Annotated in this window: 20 protein-coding genes; 18 read left to right on the top strand and 2 right to left on the bottom strand. The window is 72.3% G+C overall.

Annotation, left to right across the window (positions count from 1 at the left end; translation table 11 throughout):
• The first annotated feature begins 39 nt into the window (after positions 1 to 39).
• The 13 genes from FB453_RS29930 (at position 40) to FB453_RS29990 (ending at position 15370) form a co-directional block, all read left to right on the top strand.
• Entirely contained in the window at positions 40 to 1746 is a 1707-nt protein-coding gene (locus FB453_RS29930; RefSeq protein ID WP_145795567.1) for a glycoside hydrolase, read from the top strand.
• Between the two features lie 222 nt (positions 1747 to 1968).
• Entirely contained in the window at positions 1969 to 3906 is a 1938-nt protein-coding gene (locus tag FB453_RS29935) for a hypothetical protein (RefSeq protein ID WP_145795569.1), read from the top strand.
• Between the two features lie 128 nt (positions 3907 to 4034).
• Positions 4035 to 4553 (top strand): acyltransferase, encoded by a 519-nt coding sequence (locus tag FB453_RS29940; protein ID WP_186718634.1) that lies wholly within the window; start codon positions 4035 to 4037, stop codon positions 4551 to 4553.
• Positions 4546 to 6144 (top strand): lipopolysaccharide biosynthesis protein, encoded by a 1599-nt coding sequence (locus FB453_RS29945; RefSeq protein WP_145795572.1) that lies wholly within the window; start codon positions 4546 to 4548, stop codon positions 6142 to 6144. The genes FB453_RS29940 and FB453_RS29945 overlap by 8 nt, the downstream gene beginning before the upstream one ends.
• 68 nt (positions 6145 to 6212) lie before the next feature.
• A complete protein-coding gene (locus tag FB453_RS29950) occupies positions 6213 to 7505 on the top strand; it encodes an O-antigen ligase family protein (RefSeq protein WP_225855075.1) in 1293 nt (430 codons plus the stop codon).
• On the top strand, positions 7502 to 9139 hold the full coding sequence (locus FB453_RS29955; protein WP_145795574.1) for a lipopolysaccharide biosynthesis protein: 1638 nt from the start codon (positions 7502 to 7504) through the stop codon (positions 9137 to 9139). The genes FB453_RS29950 and FB453_RS29955 overlap by 4 nt, the downstream gene beginning before the upstream one ends.
• Before the next feature lie 8 nt (positions 9140 to 9147).
• Entirely contained in the window at positions 9148 to 10050 is a 903-nt protein-coding gene (locus FB453_RS29960) for a sulfotransferase domain-containing protein (protein ID WP_112700043.1), read from the top strand.
• The gene (locus FB453_RS29965) at positions 10047 to 11309 is read left to right on the top strand and encodes a phosphotransferase (protein ID WP_145795577.1); all 1263 of its coding nucleotides are present in this window, start codon (positions 10047 to 10049) and stop codon (positions 11307 to 11309) included. The genes FB453_RS29960 and FB453_RS29965 overlap by 4 nt, the downstream gene beginning before the upstream one ends.
• Positions 11310 to 11523: 214 nt before the next feature.
• Positions 11524 to 12003: a glycosyltransferase family 28 protein gene (locus FB453_RS29970; RefSeq protein WP_091401878.1), complete on the top strand. Its 480-nt coding sequence runs from the start codon at positions 11524 to 11526 to the stop codon at positions 12001 to 12003.
• Positions 12000 to 12674 (top strand): glycosyltransferase, encoded by a 675-nt coding sequence (locus FB453_RS29975; protein ID WP_145795579.1) that lies wholly within the window; start codon positions 12000 to 12002, stop codon positions 12672 to 12674. Before FB453_RS29970 ends, FB453_RS29975 begins: the two co-directional genes overlap by 4 nt.
• Positions 12671 to 13594: a glycosyltransferase family 2 protein gene (locus tag FB453_RS29980; protein ID WP_145795582.1), complete on the top strand. Its 924-nt coding sequence runs from the start codon at positions 12671 to 12673 to the stop codon at positions 13592 to 13594. Before FB453_RS29975 ends, FB453_RS29980 begins: the two co-directional genes overlap by 4 nt.
• Before the next feature lie 94 nt (positions 13595 to 13688).
• Positions 13689 to 14867: a chorismate synthase gene (gene aroC / locus FB453_RS29985; RefSeq protein WP_112584574.1), complete on the top strand. Its 1179-nt coding sequence runs from the start codon at positions 13689 to 13691 to the stop codon at positions 14865 to 14867.
• A complete protein-coding gene (locus FB453_RS29990) occupies positions 14867 to 15370 on the top strand; it encodes a shikimate kinase (protein WP_112584575.1) in 504 nt (167 codons plus the stop codon). The genes aroC and FB453_RS29990 overlap by 1 nt, the downstream gene beginning before the upstream one ends.
• A gap of 102 nt (positions 15371 to 15472) precedes the next feature.
• Here FB453_RS29990 and FB453_RS29995 read toward each other — a convergent pair whose 3' ends face one another.
• A complete protein-coding gene (locus FB453_RS29995) occupies positions 15473 to 16201 on the bottom strand; it encodes an alpha/beta fold hydrolase (RefSeq protein ID WP_145795585.1) in 729 nt (242 codons plus the stop codon).
• A 79-nt stretch (positions 16202 to 16280) separates the two neighbouring features.
• On the opposite strand from FB453_RS29995, the gene FB453_RS30000 reads away from it, so the two are divergent.
• The 5 genes from FB453_RS30000 to nusB all read left to right on the top strand — a co-directional run bounded on the left by FB453_RS30000 (position 16281) and on the right by nusB (position 19881).
• Complete coding sequence (locus tag FB453_RS30000; RefSeq protein ID WP_112584577.1) at positions 16281 to 17279, top strand: helix-turn-helix transcriptional regulator; 999 nt, start codon at positions 16281 to 16283, stop codon at positions 17277 to 17279.
• Positions 17280 to 17289: 10 nt separating this feature from the next.
• Complete coding sequence (gene aroB / locus FB453_RS30005) at positions 17290 to 18369, top strand: 3-dehydroquinate synthase (protein WP_145795588.1); 1080 nt, start codon at positions 17290 to 17292, stop codon at positions 18367 to 18369.
• Positions 18366 to 18791 carry a type II 3-dehydroquinate dehydratase gene (aroQ, locus tag FB453_RS30010; RefSeq protein WP_091401894.1) on the top strand — a complete coding sequence of 142 codons (426 nt, stop codon included), beginning with the start codon at positions 18366 to 18368 and terminating at the stop codon, positions 18789 to 18791. The genes aroB and aroQ overlap by 4 nt, the downstream gene beginning before the upstream one ends.
• Positions 18792 to 18889: 98 nt before the next feature.
• Entirely contained in the window at positions 18890 to 19447 is a 558-nt protein-coding gene (gene efp / locus FB453_RS30015; RefSeq protein ID WP_007458344.1) for an elongation factor P, read from the top strand.
• Between the two features lie 23 nt (positions 19448 to 19470).
• A complete protein-coding gene (nusB, locus tag FB453_RS30020) occupies positions 19471 to 19881 on the top strand; it encodes a transcription antitermination factor NusB (protein ID WP_181518518.1) in 411 nt (136 codons plus the stop codon).
• Positions 19882 to 19972: 91 nt separating this feature from the next.
• Here nusB and bldD read toward each other — a convergent pair whose 3' ends face one another.
• Entirely contained in the window at positions 19973 to 20461 is a 489-nt protein-coding gene (gene bldD, locus FB453_RS30025; RefSeq protein WP_007458348.1) for a transcriptional regulator BldD, read from the bottom strand.
• Positions 20462 to 20546 lie beyond the last annotated feature (85 nt).

The raw sequence follows: 20546 nt of genomic DNA on the forward strand, positions 1-20546 counted from the left end.
CGCTGCTCACCGTTACGGACGCAGACACAGGGAGTTTCCTTGACCAGGCACGGACTGCACCGCATCACCCGGTTCCGCTCCGGACCCCGGCGTAAGGCGATTGCCATCGGCGTGGTCGGCGGTTCGGTGGTGGCCGGCATCGTGGCGACCATGATGCCGCTGCTGGCCAGCGACGACCTGTCGATCCGGGCGGCGGCCGACACCACCGCCACCGCGGTGTCGCAGGACGGTGACAACGCGGCCAAGTCGACGCTGGCCACCTGCGCGACGCGCTGCGAAGGCAACCCGCGCGGTGGCCGGGAGGCGGTCATCGAGTTCGCGGTGACCACGGTGCCGGCCACCGCGGTCAACATCCGGGCGACGCTACGGGTGCACGCCTGGCAGCAGTTCGCCGCCACGGTGACGGCGCACGCGTCGCCGCTGAGCGCCCGCGAATCGCGGCCGCCGCTCACGTCGGCCGGTGCCGCGCTGGACAGCGTGACCAGCGTGTCCAAGGGCGTCAACGAGTGGGACGTCTCCAAACTGGTCACCGGCAACGGCACCTGGACGGTCTCGTTGGCGCAGAGCGGCCTGGAGAGCCGGATCTACTGGGCGTCGGTCGAGAACCGCAACCCGGACCTGCGACCCGGCCTGCTGATCAGCTACGACCTCGGGGCCCGGCCGTCGCCGGTGACGACCACCCGGCCGGCACCGCCGCCGTCGCCGAGCGCGTCGCCGACCACCGCCGCGCCGAAGCCGTCGCCGACCATCGCTCCGACCCGGACGGCGACCCCGAGCGCCAGCGGCACCCTCCCGTCCGGCAAGTGTGGTTCCGTCTCGGACAAGCTCGTCCCGTCCTGTGGCGCCTGGTGGGGCATGTACTCGCCCGCCGGGGCGGCCGGCGGCTGGGACCACGGCAAGGCTGTCGCCGACGTGGAGACTCAGGTCGGGCGCAAGTTCGACATCGTGCACCGCTACCACGACTTCTCCAACGCCGGCAGCAACGGCGCCTTCCCGGACATGTACGAACAGCAGCAGATGCGCGAAGGCCGGTTGATGTTCTTCGCCTGGGAGTCCCGTGACTTCTCCGCCGGCACCACCCTCAAGTGGTCGGACGTCTACGGCGGCAAGCAGGACGACACCATCGACGCGGTCGCGGGCCGGATCCGCGCCGCCGGTGTGCCGGTCTTCATCGGCTTCGACCACGAGCCGGAGGACGAACCGAACAAGGGCAGCGACGCCGACTTCGTCCGGGCCTGGCGCTACGTCCACGAGCGGTTCGCCAACGCCGGCGCGACCAACGCGGTCTGGGTCTGGACGATGATGGGCTGGTCCGGGCACTACTCCCGGTACGCCGGCCTGTACCCCGGTGACCGGTACGTCGACTGGGTGGCCTACGACCCGTACAACTTCCACGTCTGCAACGGCAGCACGGTGTGGAAGAGTCCGAGCACCACGGTCGGTGGCTTCTACCGGTGGTTGGACGACAACGGCATCGGCGCGGGCAAGCCCCGGATGCTCGCCGAGTTCGGCACCAACTTCAACTCCGACGACCCGGGCGCCAAGCAGCGCTGGTTCCAGGAGTTCCCGGCGGCGCTGAAGGCGCACCCGAAGATCAAGGCGGCGATCTACTTCAACTCGGCCGGCATGACCAGCCGCACGTCGACCTGCGACATGACGATGAACCACGACGCCTCGGCGGTGGCCGGCTTCGCGAAGGCCGGACAGGACCCCTACCTGCGGCAACCCACCGGAGGTAGCCGCTGACGTTCGAGACGGGCTGACCGGACGGCGTTCGCTGGGGGGTCGGACACCCGACCCTCCGGCGTTCTGTCGGCTTGCGGATTCATGCACCGCCCAATCGGCGGATTTTGTTAACCAGGCTGGACGAGGCACGCTACCTCGGGTTCTCATCCAATCTGGAGGCGCAGCGTGCCCAAACTCTCGCACTTGTGGCGTTTTGCAGGACGACGTCGTACTCGGGCGGGGATGGTCGCGTTGGCGATCATCGCCGCAGCTCTGGGCGTGCCCACTACCGCGTCGGCCGCGGTGGTACCGGTCCCGGCCACGGCGACCCTGGTGTCGGCGAACCCCGCCGACGCGACCCCGCACGCCCGAGACGGTGAGACCCGTGCCTTCGCGCAGGTGGGCAACACGGTCTTCGTCGGCGGCAGCTTCACCCAACTCCGGCAGACCGCCAGTTCCGCGTGGATCACGCAGCGCTACCTCTTCGCGTACGACCGGACCACCGGCACCATGTCGACCACCTTCCTGCCGGTGCTCGACGGCGCGGTCAACACGCTCCTCGCCGGCCCCGGCGGCACCCTGATCGTCGGCGGCACCTTCAAGAACGTCAACGGCGTCTCCCGGAAGAACCTGGTGGCGCTCAACCCGTCGACCGGCGCGATCATCGACAGCTGGGTCGGGCGTTCCGACGGCGGCACGGTTCGTGACCTGGCGCTGGACGGCAACTGGCTGTACGTGGCCGGGGCGTTCAACTGGCTCAACGGCACCGCGCACGCGGGTCTGGGTCGGCTCAACGCGACCACCGGCGCGATCGACCCGAGTTTCAGCATCGACGCCACAGTGGGACGGCACGGCACCACGTCGTACGTCTGGACCATCGACGTCGCGCCGGACGGCGACACCCTGGTCGTCGGCGGCAACTTCACGCTCGTCAACGACCTGCCGCGCAACCAGATGGCGTTGGTGGACGTCTCCGGGACTCCCACGTTGCTCGACTGGAGCACCGACAAGTTCGTTCCGCCGTGCGCCTCGCCGACGACGTTCGTGCACTACGTGCAGGACGTGAAGTTCGGTGGCGACGGCAGCTGGTTCGTGGTCGGCACCAACGGCGGCGCCGGCTGGCCGGCCGCGTACTGCGACGCCCTGGTCCGCTTCGAGACCGCCGCGCGGGGCTCTGGCCTGCTCGCCACCTGGGTCGACTACACCGGTAACGACACCATCACCTCGGTCGAGGTGGCGGACAACGTCATCTACCTGGGCGGGCACTTCCGCTGGGTCAACAACCCGAACGCCAGCGACAACGCCGGCCCGGGCGCTGTCGACCGGCTCGGCATCGCCGCCGTCACTCCGGCGACCGGCATGCCGGTGAACTGGAACCCGCGCCGTAGCGGCAGCGCCTCGATGCCGTCGGGCACCAGCAACTGGGGTTCGTCGGTGCCGGTGCTCTGGCGCGGCTCGGACGGCCTCTACTTCGGGCACAACTCCGATGGCATGGGCGAGGAGTACCACGGCCGGCTCGGCATGTTCCCGCTCGCCGGCGGACGTACCTTCACCGCGAAGAACCCGCCGTCGGCCACCACCGGGAACCTCTACCTCGGCACCGCCTCGGGCACCGTGGCGAAGGTGCCGTTCAACGGCACCGCGCTGGGCACCGCAACCAGCGTCAGCCAGCCCGCGTACACGGCGGCCGGCGCGACCTGGCGGGTGGACGACCGGATCTACTGGTCGCACACGGTGGCCGGCACGCCCACCGGCAGTCGGATCGACATCTCGCTCTTCAACGGAGGCGCGATCGGCTCGCCGTGGGAGGCGTCCGGCTACAACGACTGGTACAACCCGGCGTTGCTGACCGGCGCCTTCTTCCTCGACGGCCGGCTCTACTACACCCGTACCGGGGCGAACAACCTCTACTACCGCTACTTCGAGATCGACGGCAACTACCTGGGCGCCACCGAGTTCGCCCTGCCGACCACGGGCGTGACCTGGTCCGCGGTGCGGGGCATGGCCTGGGTGGGCGGCCGGATCGTCTACGGCTCCACCGACGGCGCGCTGCGGAGCGTGCCGTTCGACCCGACGGCCGCGCCGAGCGCGGTGGTCAACGGCGCCACGGCGACTGTCATCAGCAGCGCGACGCCCGAGTTGTCCTGGTCTACCCCATCGACATTCTTCTCCGTACAGTAAGGGTCAACCGTTCGTAACGGAGCATCGGTAGATTGTTCACGTTGGGCCGGTGGCGGTACCCACCGCCGCCGGCCCGCGACGGTGGGGGAGGGTCGTTGCTCGGCGCCGCTGGCATCCGAACGAGACGCGTGGTGCGTCTGGTCTTCGCGGTCAAACGCGGCTGGTATCAGCTCCGTTACCGACGGTTGACGCTCGGTCGGGACGTGGAGATCCGTGGCCGGATCCGGTTGCGGCGTGGTGTGCGGGTGACCATTGGCGACCGCACCCGGTTGAACAAACTCGTCCGCTTCGCCGGCCCCGGCGAGGTACGCGTCGGCGAGGACTGTCTGCTCAACGCCACCTGGATCGGCACCTGGACGTCGGTCACCGTGGGGGACCGGTGCCTCCTGTCGGACTGCGAGTTGCTCGACAACGACTTCCACAACCTGCCCCCCGAGCAGCGGCACGCGCCGCCCGGCCCGCTCACCCGTGCCCCGATCGTTCTCGAGGACAACGTCTGGGTCGGTGCGCACGCCCTGGTCCTGAAGGGCGTGCGGGTCGGTCGGGACAGCGTCGTCGGCGCGGCGACTGTGGTCCGCACGGACGTACCACCCGGCGTCGTGGTCGTCGGTAATCCTCAACAGACGGTGAAGAAGTTCCATGACTGATGCAGCGCCCGGCCCCTGGCCCACGGACGGCCCGTCCTCCGGCACCTCGCGTGCCGTGACACTGACCGACCTGCTGCGGGTGCCGATGCACCGGTTGCGGTTGGTGGCGGCGGTCGCCATGGTCGGTCTGCTCGCCGCGCTCGGCTACGTGCTGCTGGTGCCGGCGGCGCTGTCCGCGAGCGCCGTGGTCGCGGTCCGGCCGGTGGTGACCGACGCCTTCACCCCCAGCGGCGCGGGCGCCGACCGCGCGGTCAACATGAACGTGGAGAGCGGCATCGCCACCGGCACCGAGGTGGTGCAGCGGCTCGCCGACTCGGCCGGCGGCGACCCGCGGGACATCCGCGACGCGCTCGAGGTCGAGGTGCCCACCGGTGGGCAGATCCTGCGCTTCACCTACCAGGCACGCGAGGCGCACCAGGCCGTGCAGAGCGCCAACATGGCCGCCGAGGCCTACCTGAGCGTGCGCCGGGCCATGTACGAGCAGCAGCGCGCCGAGATGCTGCGCTCCTACGACGCCAGCATCACCAAGGTCGCCGCCCAGCAGACCGTGTTGCAGAAGCGGGCGAACACCGCCAAGGACACCGCCGCCGGTGACGCGCTGGTGGCCGAGCTGGCCGGGATCAACAACCAGCTCACCCAGCTCAACGCCGCCCGTACCGAGATCGCGGCGGTCGACGTCAACCCCGGCTGGGTCACCCAGACCGCCGAGAAGGCGCTGGTCACCTCCGCCGGGCACCGGCCGCTCTACCTGGTCGCCGGCCTCCTCGGTGGCGCGCTGATCGGCATCGTGCTGGCGTACCTCTGGGAGTCGACCGACCGGCGGGTCCGCTCGGTCGCCGACGGCCGGGAGGCCTCCGGCCTTCCACTGCTCGGCACCGTACGCCGGCCGGCGTTCCGGGGCAGCCCTCGGGCGGTCGACGCCGACGTCCGGTACGTGGCGATGGCGGTCGCCGAGCGGGTCCGGCAGCCCGCCCGGGTGGCGCTGGTCACCGCCCGGGAGGACGCCACGGTGCTCACCGCCGGGCTCGCCGTGGCGCTCGCCGTGGACGGCCGGGAGGTCTTCGTCGCCGACGACAGCGGGCGGATCGAGCGGCTTCGGGCCACCGTTCTCGCCGACCGGGGGCGGCTGCCCATCGACCCGTCCCGGCCGCTGGTGCCCAAGCCCCGGCCGGCCGGCAGCACACCGGCCGCCGGTGCCGCCACGGAGAGCACGCCCGCCCGTCGGCCCTCCCCGCACCCGCCCGGTGCCCGCCCGTCCACCGACCCCGATGCCACCCTGACGCTGCCGAGGGTGTCGTCCGCCCGCCCGGAGAACAGTCGCGTCGTCACCCCCGACGAGGTTGTCGTGGGTGTGGGCAGTGTCCGGTTCGGCACCTGGCGGCAGGGCGCGGACCACGGCCTGGTCCTGTTCAACGCCCCGCCGGCCGAGTCCGACGAGCGTGGCGTGGCAGTGGCCCGGCAGGGCAGCGCGGTGGTGGTCGTGGAGCGGGACCGCACCCGGCAGAGTGACCTGCGACGCCTGGTGGAGCGACTGCGCGCCGCCGGCGTCACCCCGCTGGGCTTCGTGCTCACCCGAAACGGCCGGGCCTGAGCGTGTCGGTGACCCGCGCCCCGGCGACCGAACCACCACCCGGAGGCGCTCCGCAGGAGGCCGCGCCGGTGCCGCCGTCGGCGCCGCCGCAACTGCCGCTCTGGCCACTGTCGATGATGTTCGGCCTGGTGCCGCTCTGGTGGCTGTTCGGCGCCTTCTACCTCGGCTGGCCGCTGCTGGGTGCGCTGCTGTTCGCGTTGCTGCTGACCCGGGGGCGCGTGCCGCTGCCGCCGGCGGCCGGCATCTGGCTGCTCTTCCTCGCCATCGTGGTGGTCAGCGCCACCCAGTTGTCGTCGCCGGCCTCGCTGCTCACGTTCGCCCTGCGGCTGGCCTTCTACCTGACCGCGCTGGTGGTCGGCGTCTACGTCTACGCGGCCGCCCGGGAACGCGCCAGCCTGGTGGCGGTGCTCACCCCGCTCTGCGCGTTCTGGTTCGGGCTGGTGGCGCTGGGCTGGCTCGGGGTGCTGGTGCCGCGGCTGGCCATGACGACCCCGATGGAGGTGCTGCTGCCCGGCGGGGTGGCCGGCACCCCGTTCATCCAGGACATGGTGCACCTCACCACCGCTGAGTACAGCGCCCGTTCGCTCAACCCGATCTATCGGCCGGCCGCGCCGTTCGCGTACACCAACAACTACGGCAGCGCGTACGCGATGACCCTGCCCTGCGTGGTGGCCTTCACGATGCTGCGCCGGCAGGGGCTGCTGCGCTGGGCGCTGCTGGCGTCGCTGCCACTGTCGCTGGCGCCGGCGTTCCTCACCCTCAACCGGGCGATGTTCCTCAGCCTCGGCGCCGGGCTGGCGGTGCTCGGGGTGCGGGCCAGCCTGCGCGGCAATGTCCGGGTGGCCGCGTCCATCGTCGGGGTCGTGGTGATCGGCGGGTTGGCCACGCTGTTCATCCCGATCACCGAGCTGATCAGCAGGCGGGTCGACTCCAGCGACACCAACACCGACCGGCTCTCGCTCTACACCGAGGTGATCCGCCGGGTGCAGGAGTCGCCCTGGTTGGGCTATGGCGCTCCGGTGAACGTGGACACTGTGTCGGCGGCCGCGCCGATCGGCACCCAGGGGCAGCTGTGGATGGTGCTGTTCAGCCACGGCGTACCCGCGCTCATCTGTTTCCTGGCGTGGTTCGTCGCCGCAGCGGTGATCTGCGCGCGGGCGACCTCGGCGGCCGGGCAGTGGCTGGCGGCGGTGCCGGTGGTCTGCCTCGTGCAGATCCCGTTCTACGGCATGGCGAACCAGAACCTGGCGGTCGCGTTCTTCGCGGTGGCCTTCGCGATGGCGCTTACCGAACGCGAACGGCGAACCCGGCTGGCCGGGTCGTCGCCGACGCCCGCGCGGACCGCGCCGGTGCCCGCGTGACCGCCGCGACCCGACCGTCGGCCGGTGCCGACGAGGGCCGGCCCACGCCCACCTCCGTCGAGAACCAGGCCGCGCCGTCGCCGGCCGGGGACACCGGCTCGGCCGAGACCCGCCGCAGCGCGCGTAGCGGCGTGGCCGGACTGCTCGGCGCGGCCACCAGTGGTTTGTTCGGGTTCGTTCTGGCGGTCGTGATCACCCGGGGCTACGGCCCGGCCGGCGCGGGCGCGTTCTTCGCCGCGATCGGGGTCGTCACCGTGGCCACCGCGATCTGCACGCTCGGCGCGGAGACCGGTCTGATGTGGGCCCTGCCCCGCCGCAGCGCCGGCGTGCGCGGTGACGCCGCCCGGGTCCTCCCGGTGGCGCTGATCCCGCCGTTGCTGACCGGGCTGCTGGTCGCCGGCGCGGGCGTGCTGGCCGCCGACGCCCTCGCGCCCCGGCTGCTGCGCGGCTCCGGCGCGAGCGGCGACGCTCTGCTCACCGTCACGTTCGCCGCGGTGCCGGTGGTGGTCGCGATGACCCTGCTGCTGGCCACACTGCGTTGCGTGCGGCCGATCCGGGCGTACGTCGGGGTGCAGTTCCTGCTTCTGCCGGTCGCGCGCCCGGTGCTGGTCGGCGCGGCCGCGTTGGCGGGTGGTGGTCTGCTCGCCGGCATGACCGGCTGGTTGGTGCCGGCGGCGTTGGCCCTGCTGGTCTGTCTCACCCTCGTCGCCGGCCCGCTCGGGCTGGGCCGGGGCGCGACGCTGCGTCCGCACCGCGCCGACTGGTCCACGTTCTGGCGCTTCGCGCTGCCCCGGGCCGCCTCGGCGGCCATCGACGCCGGCAGCATGTGGGTGGGTGTGCTGCTCACCTCGGTGTTGGCCGGGCCGGCGGACGCCGGTGTGTTCGGTGCCGTCGGCCGGTACGTGCTGGCCGGTCAGCTGGCCATGCAGGGGCTGCGGGTGGCGGTGTCGCCGCAGCTCTCCCGGCTGCTCGGGCGGGGCGAGCGGGCCGCGGCGGCGGCCGTGCACCGGCAGTTGACCACCTGGGGGCTGGTGCTGTCCTGGCCGGTGTACCTGCTGCTGGCGGTCTTCGCGCTGGCCTTCCTCCAGCTGTTCGGGCCGGAGTTCACCGCCGGTGTGCCGGCGATGACGGTGCTCGCGCTGGCGATGCTTGTCAACACCGGAGTGGGCAACGTGCAGAGCCTGCTCCTGATGGGCGGGCGCAGCGGGCTGCACCTGGTCGCCACCGTGGCCGGGTTGACGGTGACCGTCTCGCTGGGTCTCTGGCTGATCCCCCACCACGGCGCGACGGGCGCGGCGGTGGCCTGGGCGGCCGGCATCGCCACCGAGAACCTCACCGCCGCCGGGTTCGCCAGGTCGGTGGTTCGGGAGCCGCTGTTCGACGCCGCGATGGTGCGTGCCGCGGCGGCCACGATCGCCGGTGTGGGCCTGGCCGCCGGGGCCGGCGTGCTGGTGGGCGGTCGCGGTCTGCCCGGCCTCGCGGTGGCGTTGGCGGTGCTGCTGACCGGCTGCGTCGGCATGTTGACGTTGCCCCGGGTGCGCGCCGGCATCCGGGGGACCATGAGGCAGATCCGTGGAGGGGACAACGCGGCCACGGCCGCCGAGCCCACCTCGGCATCGACGAGAGGCAGGTGAGGTTCGTCGTGGTGTCCATCCGTGACCGGGTCAAGCAGTTGGTTCCGACCCAGGTGACCACCCGGGTGAAGGAGTCGCTTGTCGACTACGGCGTTCGCACCAGCGACCGCCGGCCGCTGCCGGACTTCCTGATCATCGGGACCAAACGGGGTGGCACCACCTCCCTGTGGAACTACCTCATCCAGCACCCGTTGGTGCCCCGGCTCTTTCCCGCGTGGAACACCAAGTCGGCGCACTACTTCGAGGAGCACTGGGGTCGCGGCGAAGCCTGGTACCGCTCGCATTTCCCGACCGAGCGGCAGCGCGAGGCCCTGGCCAAGCGGCACGGTGGGCCGGTCCGGGTCGGTGAGGCCGCCCCGCTGTACATGTTCCACCCGCTCGCCGCGCAGCGGGTCGCCGCGCTGATGCCGACGGTGAAGCTCATCGTGCTGCTGCGGGACCCGGTGGAGCGGGCGTACTCGCACTGGAAGGAACGCCGCACCCACGGCATCGAACCACTGGACTTCGCCGCCGCGCTGGCGGCCGAGCCGGAACGCACGGCGGGGGAGCGGGAGCGGTTGATCGCCGAGCCGGAGTCGTTCAGCGAGCCGTACGACTGGTACACGTACCGGGCCCGGGGGCGTTACCTGGAGCACCTGGAGCCGTGGCTGGAGCGTTTCGCCCGGGAGCAGATCCTCTTCCTGCCCAGCGAGGACCTGTACCGCGACTCGCGGGCGACCTACCGACGCACCCTGGACTTCCTCGGTCTGCCGGCGTACGACCTGCCCAACTTCAAGGTCTACAACGATCGGCGCTCGGCACCGCTGGAGCCGACCGTGCGGGCTGAGCTGACCGACTACTACCGGCCGTACAACGACGCGTTGCGTCAACGGCTCGGGTTGGACCTCGACTGGGCGGACCGGGCGGCGTGACGACCCGGGTGGGCCCGGCCACCGACCCGCGTTCGCGGGTGGACGGCCTGGGTTGGGTGAGCCGCGCGGTCTTCCCGGACGACCGGGTCGGCCTGACCGTGGCCGGCGCCCCGCCGGCCGGTCACCAGGCGGTGGCCCGGTACGCGGTGGTGCCGTCGGTCGCCCGGGCCCGGTTCCTGGTGCCGTTGGGCGCGCCCCGGGCCGGGGCGGCGTCCCTGTTGGCGTACAACGCCCTGCGGCCACCGAAGGTGCGCGCGCTGCGGGCGGTGCTCGGTGGGCTGGCCCGGTTCGGTCGGGTGGGGCTCGCGCCCTTTCCGACGTTGACCGTCTCGGTGCCGGCCGGGGTGCCGGCCGCGGAGTTGCTGCTGAGCGAGCGGCTCTCCGCCGACCTGGGTGACACGCCGCTGCTGGCCGCGTTCGGGGTCCGCCCACCGGACCCGAACGGCAAGCCCACACTGCAACTCTTCAGCGCCGACGGGCGGCCGCGTGGCTACGCGAAGATCGGCTGGAACGACGCGACCCGCGCGCTGGTCAGCGCGGAGGCGGCGGCGCTGCGGGCGTTGCGCGAGGTGGTCGGCGTCGCCGACCATCCGATGCCGCCGCGGCTGCTCACCGAGACGTCGTGGGCGGGCCAGGTGGTCGCGGTGATCGAGCCGTTGCCCCCGGCGGTACGCGGTGTGCCGGTGGACGACCCGCCCCGGATCGCGGCGCTGCTCGCGGTCGCCCGGCGGGGCGGCCCGGCGGGCACATCTCGACCGCTGGTCGACTCGACCTTCCTGCGCCGGCTGGCAGATCAGGCCGGCCGGGCCGCCGCGACCGAGCCGGCGGGTGCGCGGGCGGTCGCCGCGGTCTCGGCGTTGGCCCGCCGGCATGGCGACACCAGCGTCGAGTTCGGTCACTGGCATGGTGACTGGGTGCCGTGGAACCTGGGCTGGCACGCCGGCCGGTTGGTCGCCTGGGACTGGGAGCACAGCGGGCCGGACGTGCCGGTCGGCTTCGACCTGGCGCACGACGCGTTCCAGCGGGCCCTCGTGCTGCGCGGGGAGCCGGCCGACGCCGCCGCGGCGGCCGTGGACGGATATCTGAGTCGGTACGGCGATCGGCTCGGCCTCGACGCCGCGCAGTGTCGGCTCGTCGCCGACGCGTACCTGGTGGAGATGTGGTTGCGGACGTGGCGGCTGGCCGACGCGGGCGCGGGCTGGAATGCCGCCCTGCATCCCGCACTTCTGGACGTCATCGAGAAAAGACATAGCGGCTGATCTGGAGGAACCGCGGCGACGACGGTGCGCCGCAGAGTGACGACATAATCGCAGGTGGTGATGACGATCGATGGACCTCGGACGTTCGGTGCACCGCACCGGCCATCGTGGAGATCGTCATCTCGGCCGGTCGCGCTATTCAACGACCGGGGATCGTGTGATCTGCTTCTGCCTGGCGTGAACTGAAATTCCAAGCGAACTTGTGGGGAGTCGCGTGGACACGAACAACGACGACAGTGGGGCGCCGGTGCTGCTGCTGGTCGGCTCCAGCGGCGGCCATCTGGCCCAACTACTGGCCCTGCGGCCCTGGTACGAACAGTGGCGGCGCTGCTGGGTCACCTTCGACACCCCGGAGGCGGTCTCGCTGCTGGCCGGCGAGGACCTGGTGCCGGCACACCACCCGACCACCCGCAACGTGCCGAACCTGCTGCGCAACGCGCTGCTGGCCTGGCAGGTGCTGCGGGCCCGGCGGGTCGCCGCCGTGGTCACCACCGGCGCCGGGGTGGCGGTGCCGTTCGTGGTGCTGGCCCGGCTGCGGCGCATCCCGACCGTCTACATCGAGGTGTACGACCGGATCGACACCCCGACGTTGACCGCTCGGCTCTGCCGGCCGTTCCTGTCCGCGATGCTCGTGCAGTGGGACGAGCAGCGCCGGCAGTACCCCGAGGCGACCGTCGTCGGGACGCTGCTGTGACCGGGGAGACGGGCACCGCCCGGCGTCCGCAACCCCGGCCGGCCACCGAGGCGGCCCGCCTGCCGCGCCAGCGCGACAGCTCGGCGGTCGCCCAGCTCCGACTGCTGGTCGCGGTGGGCACCGACAAGCACCCCTTCGACCGGCTCGTCGACTGGTTGGCGCAGTGGCACGCGCAGGCCGCCGGCCCGATCGGGCTGACCATGCAGCACGGGCACACCACCGCGCCCCAGCTGAGCGGCGCGGTGCCGTTCCTCGGCCACGACGCGTTGCAACAGGCGATGATCGATGCGGACCTGGTGGTCTGCCACGGCGGCCCGGCGACCATCCTGGAGGCCCGCCGGCACGGCCACCTGCCCATCGTGGTGCCCCGCGATCCGGCCCGCGGTGAGCACGTCGACAACCACCAGCTCCTCTTCGCCCGCCGGCTCGGCGCCGCCGGGCTGGTGGCGCTCTGCGAGACCCGGGAGGCCCTGCACGACGCGTTGGCCGCCGGGGTGGCCGACCCGTCCCGGTACGCGGTGGCCGCCGACCCGGAGGCACACGAGGCACGACGGGCGGCGGTGGCCCGGGTCGGGCAGATCGTCGACGACCTGGTGGCCCGTTCGACCCCGCGCCCACCCCGGTGGCGGGTCTGGTCCCGGCCGCGCCCGGGTACGAAGGAGATTCGATGACCCAGCAGCCGACCGTCAGCGTCGTGGTGCCCACCCGGGACCGCCCCGAGCTGCTGCGGGCCGCGGTGCGCGCGATCCTGGCACAGGACTACCCGGGCCTGATCGAGGTCGTCGTGGTGTTCGACCAGTCCGCGCCGGACGAGTCGCTGACCGAGCTGGGGAGCGGCCCGACCCGCGTGGTGCGGGTGATCCGCAACGCCCGTACCCCCGGGTTGGCCGGTGCGCGCAACAGCGGCACCCTCGCTGCCGAGGGCGAGCTGGTCGCGTTCTGCGACGACGACGACGAGTGGCTGCCGGGCAAGCTGGCCGCCCAGGTCGACGCGCTGGCCGGCGATCCGGCCGCCGAGTTCGTCTGCTGCGGCATCCGGGTCAACTACGACGGGCACACCGTCGACCGGGTGCTCGACAAGGACCGGATCACCCTGGACGACCTGCTACGGGACCGGATGACGGAGCTGCACCCGTCGACCTTCCTGATCCGCGCCACCGCGTTGCGCAATGGGTTCGGGCTGGTCGACGAGGAGATCCCGGGCAGCTACGCGGAGGACTACGAGTTCCTGCTGCGGGCCGCGCGCAGCGCGCCGCTGATCAACCTGCGGACGCCGTCGGTGCTGGTGCGCTGGCACAAGCGCTCGTACTTCGCGCAGCGCTGGGACACCATCTCCGAGGCGTTGCAGTGGTTGCTGCGGCGCTACCCGGAGTTCGCCAGTCAACCGGCCGGCGAGGCCCGGGTGGCCGGGCAGATCGCGTTCGCCCAGGCCGCCTCCGGCGACCGCCGGGGCGCGCTGCGCTGGGCCCGGCGCACCCTGCGGAGCAACCCCCGCGAGCCGCGCGCCTACCTGGCCCTCGCCGTCGCCGGTCGGGTGGTCCGGGCCGACGCGGTGCTGCGCACCCTGCACAAGCGCGGTCGGGGGATCTGAGCCGCCGCCCGCGTGAGCGGGCGGCGGCGTCCGCTGGGCGGGACGCGACGGGGAGCGCGCCGCGTCGGTGGCCCGCCGTGACAGACTGACCGCTGTGTTGCGCTGGTTGACTGCAGGTGAATCGCACGGTCCCGCCCTCGTCGCGATGTTGGAGGGGGTGCCGGCCGGCATTGAGGTGACCACCACCGAGATCGCCGACGAGCTGGCCCGTCGACGGCTGGGCTACGGGCGGGGTGCCCGGATGTCGTTCGAGCGAGACGAGGTCGAGCTGCTCGGCGGCCTGCGGCACGGCGTGACCCTGGGCAGCCCGGTGGCGATCCGGGTCGGCAACTCCGAGTGGCCGAAGTGGCAGACCGTGATGGCCGCCGACCCGGTCGACCCCGACGAGCTGGCCCGGCAGGCCCGCAACGCCCCGCTGACCCGCCCCCGGCCGGGCCACGCCGACCTGGCCGGCATGCAGAAGTACGGCCACACCGACGCCCGGCCGATCCTGGAGCGCGCCAGCGCACGGGAGACCGCCGCCCGGGTGGCCGTCGGCACTGTCGCCAAGGCGCTGATCCGTCAGGCGCTCGGCATCGAGATCGTCTCGCACGTCGTCGAGCTGGGCCCGGTGGCCGCGAAGCCCGGGCTGCGTCCCACGCCGTCCGACACGGCCCGGATCGACGCCGACCCGCTGCGCTGCCTCGACCCGGAGGCCAGCGCCCTGATGGTCGCCGAGGTCGATGCCGCGAAGAAGGCCGCAGACACCCTCGGCGGCGTGGTCGAGGTGCTGGCGTACGGGGTGCCACCGGGGCTGGGCAGCCACGTGCAGTGGGACCGCAAGCTCGACGCCCGGCTGGCCACCGCGCTGATGTCCATCCAGGCGATCAAGGGCGTGGAGATCGGCGACGGCTGGCAGCAGGCCCGGTCCCGCGGCTCGGAGGCGCACGACGAGATCATCCCGTCGGCCACCGGCGTCCGCCGGGTCACCGACCGGGCCGGCGGGCTGGAGGGTGGCATCACCACCGGTGAGCCGCTGCGGGTCCGCGCCGCGATGAAGCCGATTTCCTCGCTGAACCGGGCCCTGTCCACAGTGGACGTCACCACCGGCGAGCCGGCCACCGCGATCAACCAGCGCTCTGACGTCTGCGCGGTGCCCGCCGCGGCGGTGGTCGCCGAGGCGATGGTGGCGCTGGTGCTGGCCGAGGCGGCCACCGAGAAGTTCGGCGGAGACTCGATCGCCGAGATCCGCCGCAACCTGGCCGGGTACCTCGACGCGCTGGTCATCCGCTGATGGCACCGGTCGTCGTGCTGGTCGGCGCGCCCGGCTGCGGCAAGACCACCGTAGGGCGGGCGCTCGCCGCCACCCTCGGCGTGGAGTTCCGCGACACCGACACCGACATCGAGCAGATGGCCGGCAAGCCGATCCCGGAGATCTTCATCGACGAGGGTGAGGCGCACTTCCGTACCCTGGAACGGGCCGCCGTGGCCGCGGCGCTGGCCGGCGGCACGGGCGTGCTCGCCCTCGGCGGCGGCGCGGTGCTGGCCGAGGAGACCCGAGCGGCCCTGATCGGGCACCGGGTGGTGCACCTCTCGGTCGAGCTGCCCGACGCGGTGCGGCGGGTCGGGCTCGGCGCCGGCCGGCCGCTGCTGGCGATCAACCCACGGGCCACCCTCAAGCACCTGCTGGACCAGCGCCGGCCGCTCTACGCGGAGGTCGCCACCGAGACGGTGGTGACCGACGGCCGGGCCCCGGCGGAGGTCGTCGCCGAGGTCGCCGCCCTGCTGCCCCGCTGACGTCGCCCTGCCCCGCCGATCTTGCAGTAGCTGCCCCGACGTAGGGGACATTCCCCGCATCTGGGCAACCGGAACTGCAAGATCGGCGCAGTGGGCTGGTTCTCAGCCGCGGGCGATCAGGTCGAGGACGTCGGCCAGAGCCTTCGGCTCGCTGAGCATCGGCCAGTGCCCGGTGGGCAGCTCGTGCAACTGGCCGTCGGCCAGGCCGGTGAAGAACGGATGCTCCTGTTGGATCATCTGCTGCACCACGCTGAGCGGGAACGTGCTGGCGACCAGCGCGGTCGGCACCGGGCGTCCGCCGGTGCGTCGGACCGGGTCGGTGGCGGCCCGCAGCGGCTGCGGGGTGGCCCGGCTACCCAGCAGCGCGAGCGTCGGCTCGTCCAGGCCGGCCAGGTTGGTCGGGTCGGCGGCCGGATCCCAGGCCGGCGGCGGCAGCAGGTGCCCGGCGCCGATCGCGGCCCGCAGTCGCTGCTGCTCCTCCGGCGGCAGCGTGTCGAACTGCGCCGTGCCGTCCGGCAACGGCCCACTCTCCACGTAGACGATCCGGGCGATCCGGTCCGGGATGCGGTCCACCGCCTGGGCGGCCGGCATTCCCCCGCCGGAGTGCCCGACCAGCAGTACGTCGCGCAGGTCCTCGACCTCGATCAGTCGGACGATGTCGGTGGTGTGTGTGTCCAGGCTGACCTCCGGTCCGGCGAGGTGGTCGCGTTCGGCCACCCCGGTCAGCGTCATCGGATAGACCTCGTGCCCCTGCGACCGCAGCGCGACGGTCACGTCCCGCCATGCCCAGGCACCCAGCCAGAATCCCGGCACCAGCACGAATGTCGCCATCTGTGGCTCCTTCTCTCGGTTACCGACAGACCGTACGATCTATTCCGGACAGGATCCGCCCGGATTGAAGGAGTGGCCCGTGTCACATCCCGCCGGGCGCGTGCTGGCCCTGCTCGAACTGCTGCAGACCCGGCACCGGTCGACAGCCGCCGACCTCGCCGGTCACCTCGGTGTGGACGAGCGGACCGTGCGCCGGTACGCGACGACGCTTGTCGAGCTGGGCATTCCCGTCACCGCCGACCGGGGCCGCTACGGCGGCTACCGGCTGCACTCCGGTTACAAGCTGCCGCCGCTGATGCTCACCGACGACGAGGCGGTGGCCGTGCTGCTCGGCCTCGTCGTCGCCGAACGGGTCGGGCTCGCCACCGAGCAGCCCGCCACCGCCACCGCGCTGGCGAAGATCCGCCGGGTGCTGCCGGCGGCGCTCGCCGACCGGCTCGCCGCCGTCCAGGAGCACCTGGGCTTCACACTGCGTCGTCCGGAGCTGGAGCGCGGACCGGCCTCCGGCACCCTGCTCGCGCTGGCTTCGGCCACCCGGCACCGGCAGCGGGTGGCGCTGGACTACCGCTCCTGGCGGGGCGAGCAGTCGCACCGCGAGCTCGACCCGTACGGGCTGGTCTTCCACGCCGGCCGTTGGTATGTCACCGGCCACGACCACCGGCGCGGGGAGATCCGCACCTTCCGACTGGACCGGATCGGTGCGGTGACGCCCGGCGCGGCGACGTTCACAGTGCCGGACGGCTTCGAGGCGGTGGCGTGGGTGACCCGGTCGCTGGCCGGCGTGCCGTATACGCACGAGGTGGAGGTGGTGCTGGAGACCGATCTGGTCGCCGCCCGCCGCCGCATCCCGCCCAGCGTGGCCGAGTTGACCGCCACCACCGACGGGGTGCTGCTGCGGGCCCGAGCGGAGAGCCTGCCCGGGATGGCGGCGCTGCTCGCCGGGCTGGGCTGCCCGTTCACAGTGCGGCATCCGGACGCGCTGCGCGCCGCGGTGGCCGAGCACGCCCGCCGGTTGGCGGACTGGGCCGCTCGGCCAGCAGGTGGACAGCCGCCCTCCCCGCGCCGCCCGCTGGACTAGGCTGCCGGCGATGGACGAGGTGACCCGAATTCCGGTCGGCGGCGAGCGGCCGTACGACGTCTTGGTGGGACGCGACCTGCTGGGTGCGCTGCCTGGCCTGCTGCCCGGCGCGACCCGGGTGGCGGTGCTGCACGCGCCTCCGCTCAAGGCCCTCGCGGACGCGCTCGGCGAACGCCTGCGCGCGGCCGGCATCGAGCCACTGCCGATCGAGGTGCCCGACGCCGAGTCGGGCAAGCACATCGAGGTGGCCGCCTCCTGCTGGGACCGGCTCGGAGCGGCAGGCTTCACCCGTACCGACGCGGTGGTCGGGGTGGGCGGCGGCGCGGTGACCGACCTGGCCGGCTTCGTCGCGGCCTGCTGGTTGCGGGGGGTGCGCTGGGTGCCGGTGGCGACCTCGCTGCTGGGCATGGTGGATGCCGCGGTGGGCGGCAAGACGGGCATCAACACGGCCGCCGGCAAGAACCTGGTGGGCGCGTTCCACCCGCCGGTCGGGGTGTTGGCCGACCTGGCCACTCTGGACAGCCTGCCCCCGGTCGACCTGGCGGCCGGGTTGGCCGAGGTCGTCAAGTGCGGATTCATCGCCGACCCGACGATCCTGGATCTCATCGAGAACGACCCGGAGGCCGCCACCGACCCCCGTGGGCAGGTGAGCCGGGAGCTGATCGAGCGGGCCATCCGGGTCAAGGCCGACGTGGTCGCCGGCGACCTGCGCGAGTCGGGCCTGCGGGAGGTGCTCAACTACGGTCACACCCTGGCCCACGCCATCGAGCAGAACGAGGGCTACCGCTGGCGGCACGGCCACGCCGTCGCCGTCGGTCTGGTGTACGCGGCCACGCTGGCCCGGCTCGCCGGGCGACTGGACGCGCCGACCGCCGACCGACACCGGGTCACGCTGAGCGCGCTGGGTCTGCCGGTGAGCTACCCGGCCGACGCCTGGCCGCAGCTGCTGGCCGCGATGCGGGTGGACAAGAAGACCCGGGGCAGTCTGCTGCGCTTCGTGGTGCTCGACGGGCTGGCCCGCCCGGCGATGTTGGAGGGCCCCGACGACGCGTTGCTGGAGGTCGCCTACCGGGAGGTGGCAACCCCGTGAAGGTCTACGTCCTGAACGGGCCGAACCTGGGCCGGCTGGGCACCCGCGAGCCCGACGTGTACGGCGCGACCAGCTACGCGGACCTGGTGGCCCTCTGCGAGAGCACCGGTCGGGAGCTGGGGCTGGCGGTGACGGTCCGGCAGACCGACGCGGAGCACGAGCTGCTCGGCTGGCTGCACACGGCGGCCGACGAGGGCGCCGCGGTCGTGCTCAACCCCGCCGCCTGGTCGCACTACTCGTACGCGGTGCGGGACGCCTGCGCCATGCTGCGGGGGCCTTTGGTGGAGGTGCACATCTCCAACATCCACACCCGCGAGGAGTTCCGGCACCACTCGGTGGTCTCGGCGGTGGCGACCGGGGTGATCTGCGGTCTTGGCATCGACGGCTATCGCCTCGCCCTGCACCATCTGGCCACCCGCTGACGGCCCACCGACTGGGCGCTCCGAACGGGGGGCCGTCCGATTCGACGCAGCTTGTAGACTTGCCAGGTCTGTCCGCCAATTGATGATCAAGGCAGGAAATGGCCTCCACCAACGACCTCAAAAACGGCCTGGTACTCAACCTGGACGGCGAGCTCTGGGCCGTCGTCGAGTTCCAGCACGTCAAGCCCGGTAAGGGTGGTGCCTTCGTGCGCACCACGCTGAAGAACGTGCTGTCCGGGAAGGTGGTCGACAAGACCTTCAACGCGGGCACCAAGGTCGAAACCGCGACCGTTGACAAGCGCACGATGCAGTACCTGTACGCCGACGGTGAGGACTTCGTCTTCATGGATCTGGAGACCTTCGACCAGATCACCGTGCCCGGTGGCACCGTCGGTGAGGCAGCCAACTACCTGCTGCCCGAGGCGGAGGCGACCGTCGCCCAGCACGAGGGTGTGCCGCTCTACATCGAGCTGCCCACCAGCGTCGTGCTGGAGGTCACCTACACCGAGCCGGGCCTGCAGGGCGACCGTTCGACCGGCGGCACCAAGCCGGCGACCGTGGAGACCGGCGCCACCGTGCCGGTTCCGCTGTTCATCACCACCGGCGAGAAGATCAAGGTCGACACCCGCGACGGCCGTTACCTCGGCCGCGCCTGATGGCTGAGGGTTCCAAGCAGCAGATGCCGGCGCGCCGCAAGGCGCGCAAGCGGGCGCTGGATGTCCTTTACGAGGCCGACCTGCGGGACAAGCCTCCGGTGGAGGTGCTCGCCGGCTACGTGCAGCGGATCGAGCAGCCCCGACCGGAGCATCTTGGCTACGCGGTGGGCCTGGTCGAGGGGGTTGCCGAGTACCTCGACCGGATCGACGAGCTGATCGCCAGCTACGCCGAGGGTTGGACGCTGGAGCGGATGCCGGTCGTCGACCGTAATCTGGCCCGGATCGCCGTCTACGAGTTGCTCTACGTCGACGAGATCGACGACGCGGTGGCGATCAGCGAGGCCGTGGAGCTGGCTCGGCAGATGTCCACCGACGATTCGCCGCGCTTTCTCAACGGGGTGCTCGGGCGGATCGCCGAGTACGCCACCCGCTGAGCGTCCGCACCGAACACCGCAGATCCGAAAGGGCCCGTGCCAGTCGGCACGGGCCCTTTCGGTGAAGCGGCAGATCAGGTGAAGCGGCAGATCAGGAGGCGAAGAACGCCCGGGGGTCGGCCACCAGCACGCCGTGCTCGGTGAGCCGCTCGATCAGGCCCGACGGTGAGGCGTCGTAGACGATCGCGAGCGCCCGCAGGTCGTCGGCGCGGATGGAGAGCACCCGGCCGTTGTAGTCGCCGCGCTGCTGCTGGATGGCGCGGGCGTAGCGGGCGACGTAGGCCAGGTCCTCGGAGGCCTCGTCGTAGAGCCGCTCCAGGTCCAGAACAATCTTGCTGGTGGGCTCGTGACGGACGCCACTGCCGTCAGGCAGCAGCTCCGAGACGGGTACGCGGTAGAACTCGGCCAACTCGGCCAGACGGGACACCGTCACGGCCCGGTCGCCACGCTCGTACGAGCCGACCACCACGGCCTTCCACCGCCCGTTCGACTTCTCCTCCACACCCTGCAGGGACAGACCCTGCTGCTGGCGGATGGAGCGCAGGCGGGCGCCCAGAGACTTGGCGTATTCAGAGGGCATTCGGACACTCCCAGTGCTGCTCGGGGTTCTCCCGTCGATCGCTACGGAGCGTGACGGTACGGGGAATGCGACACGTGGTCAAGTG

It is taken from the genome of Micromonospora sp. CNZ322 (genome assembly GCF_007827755.1).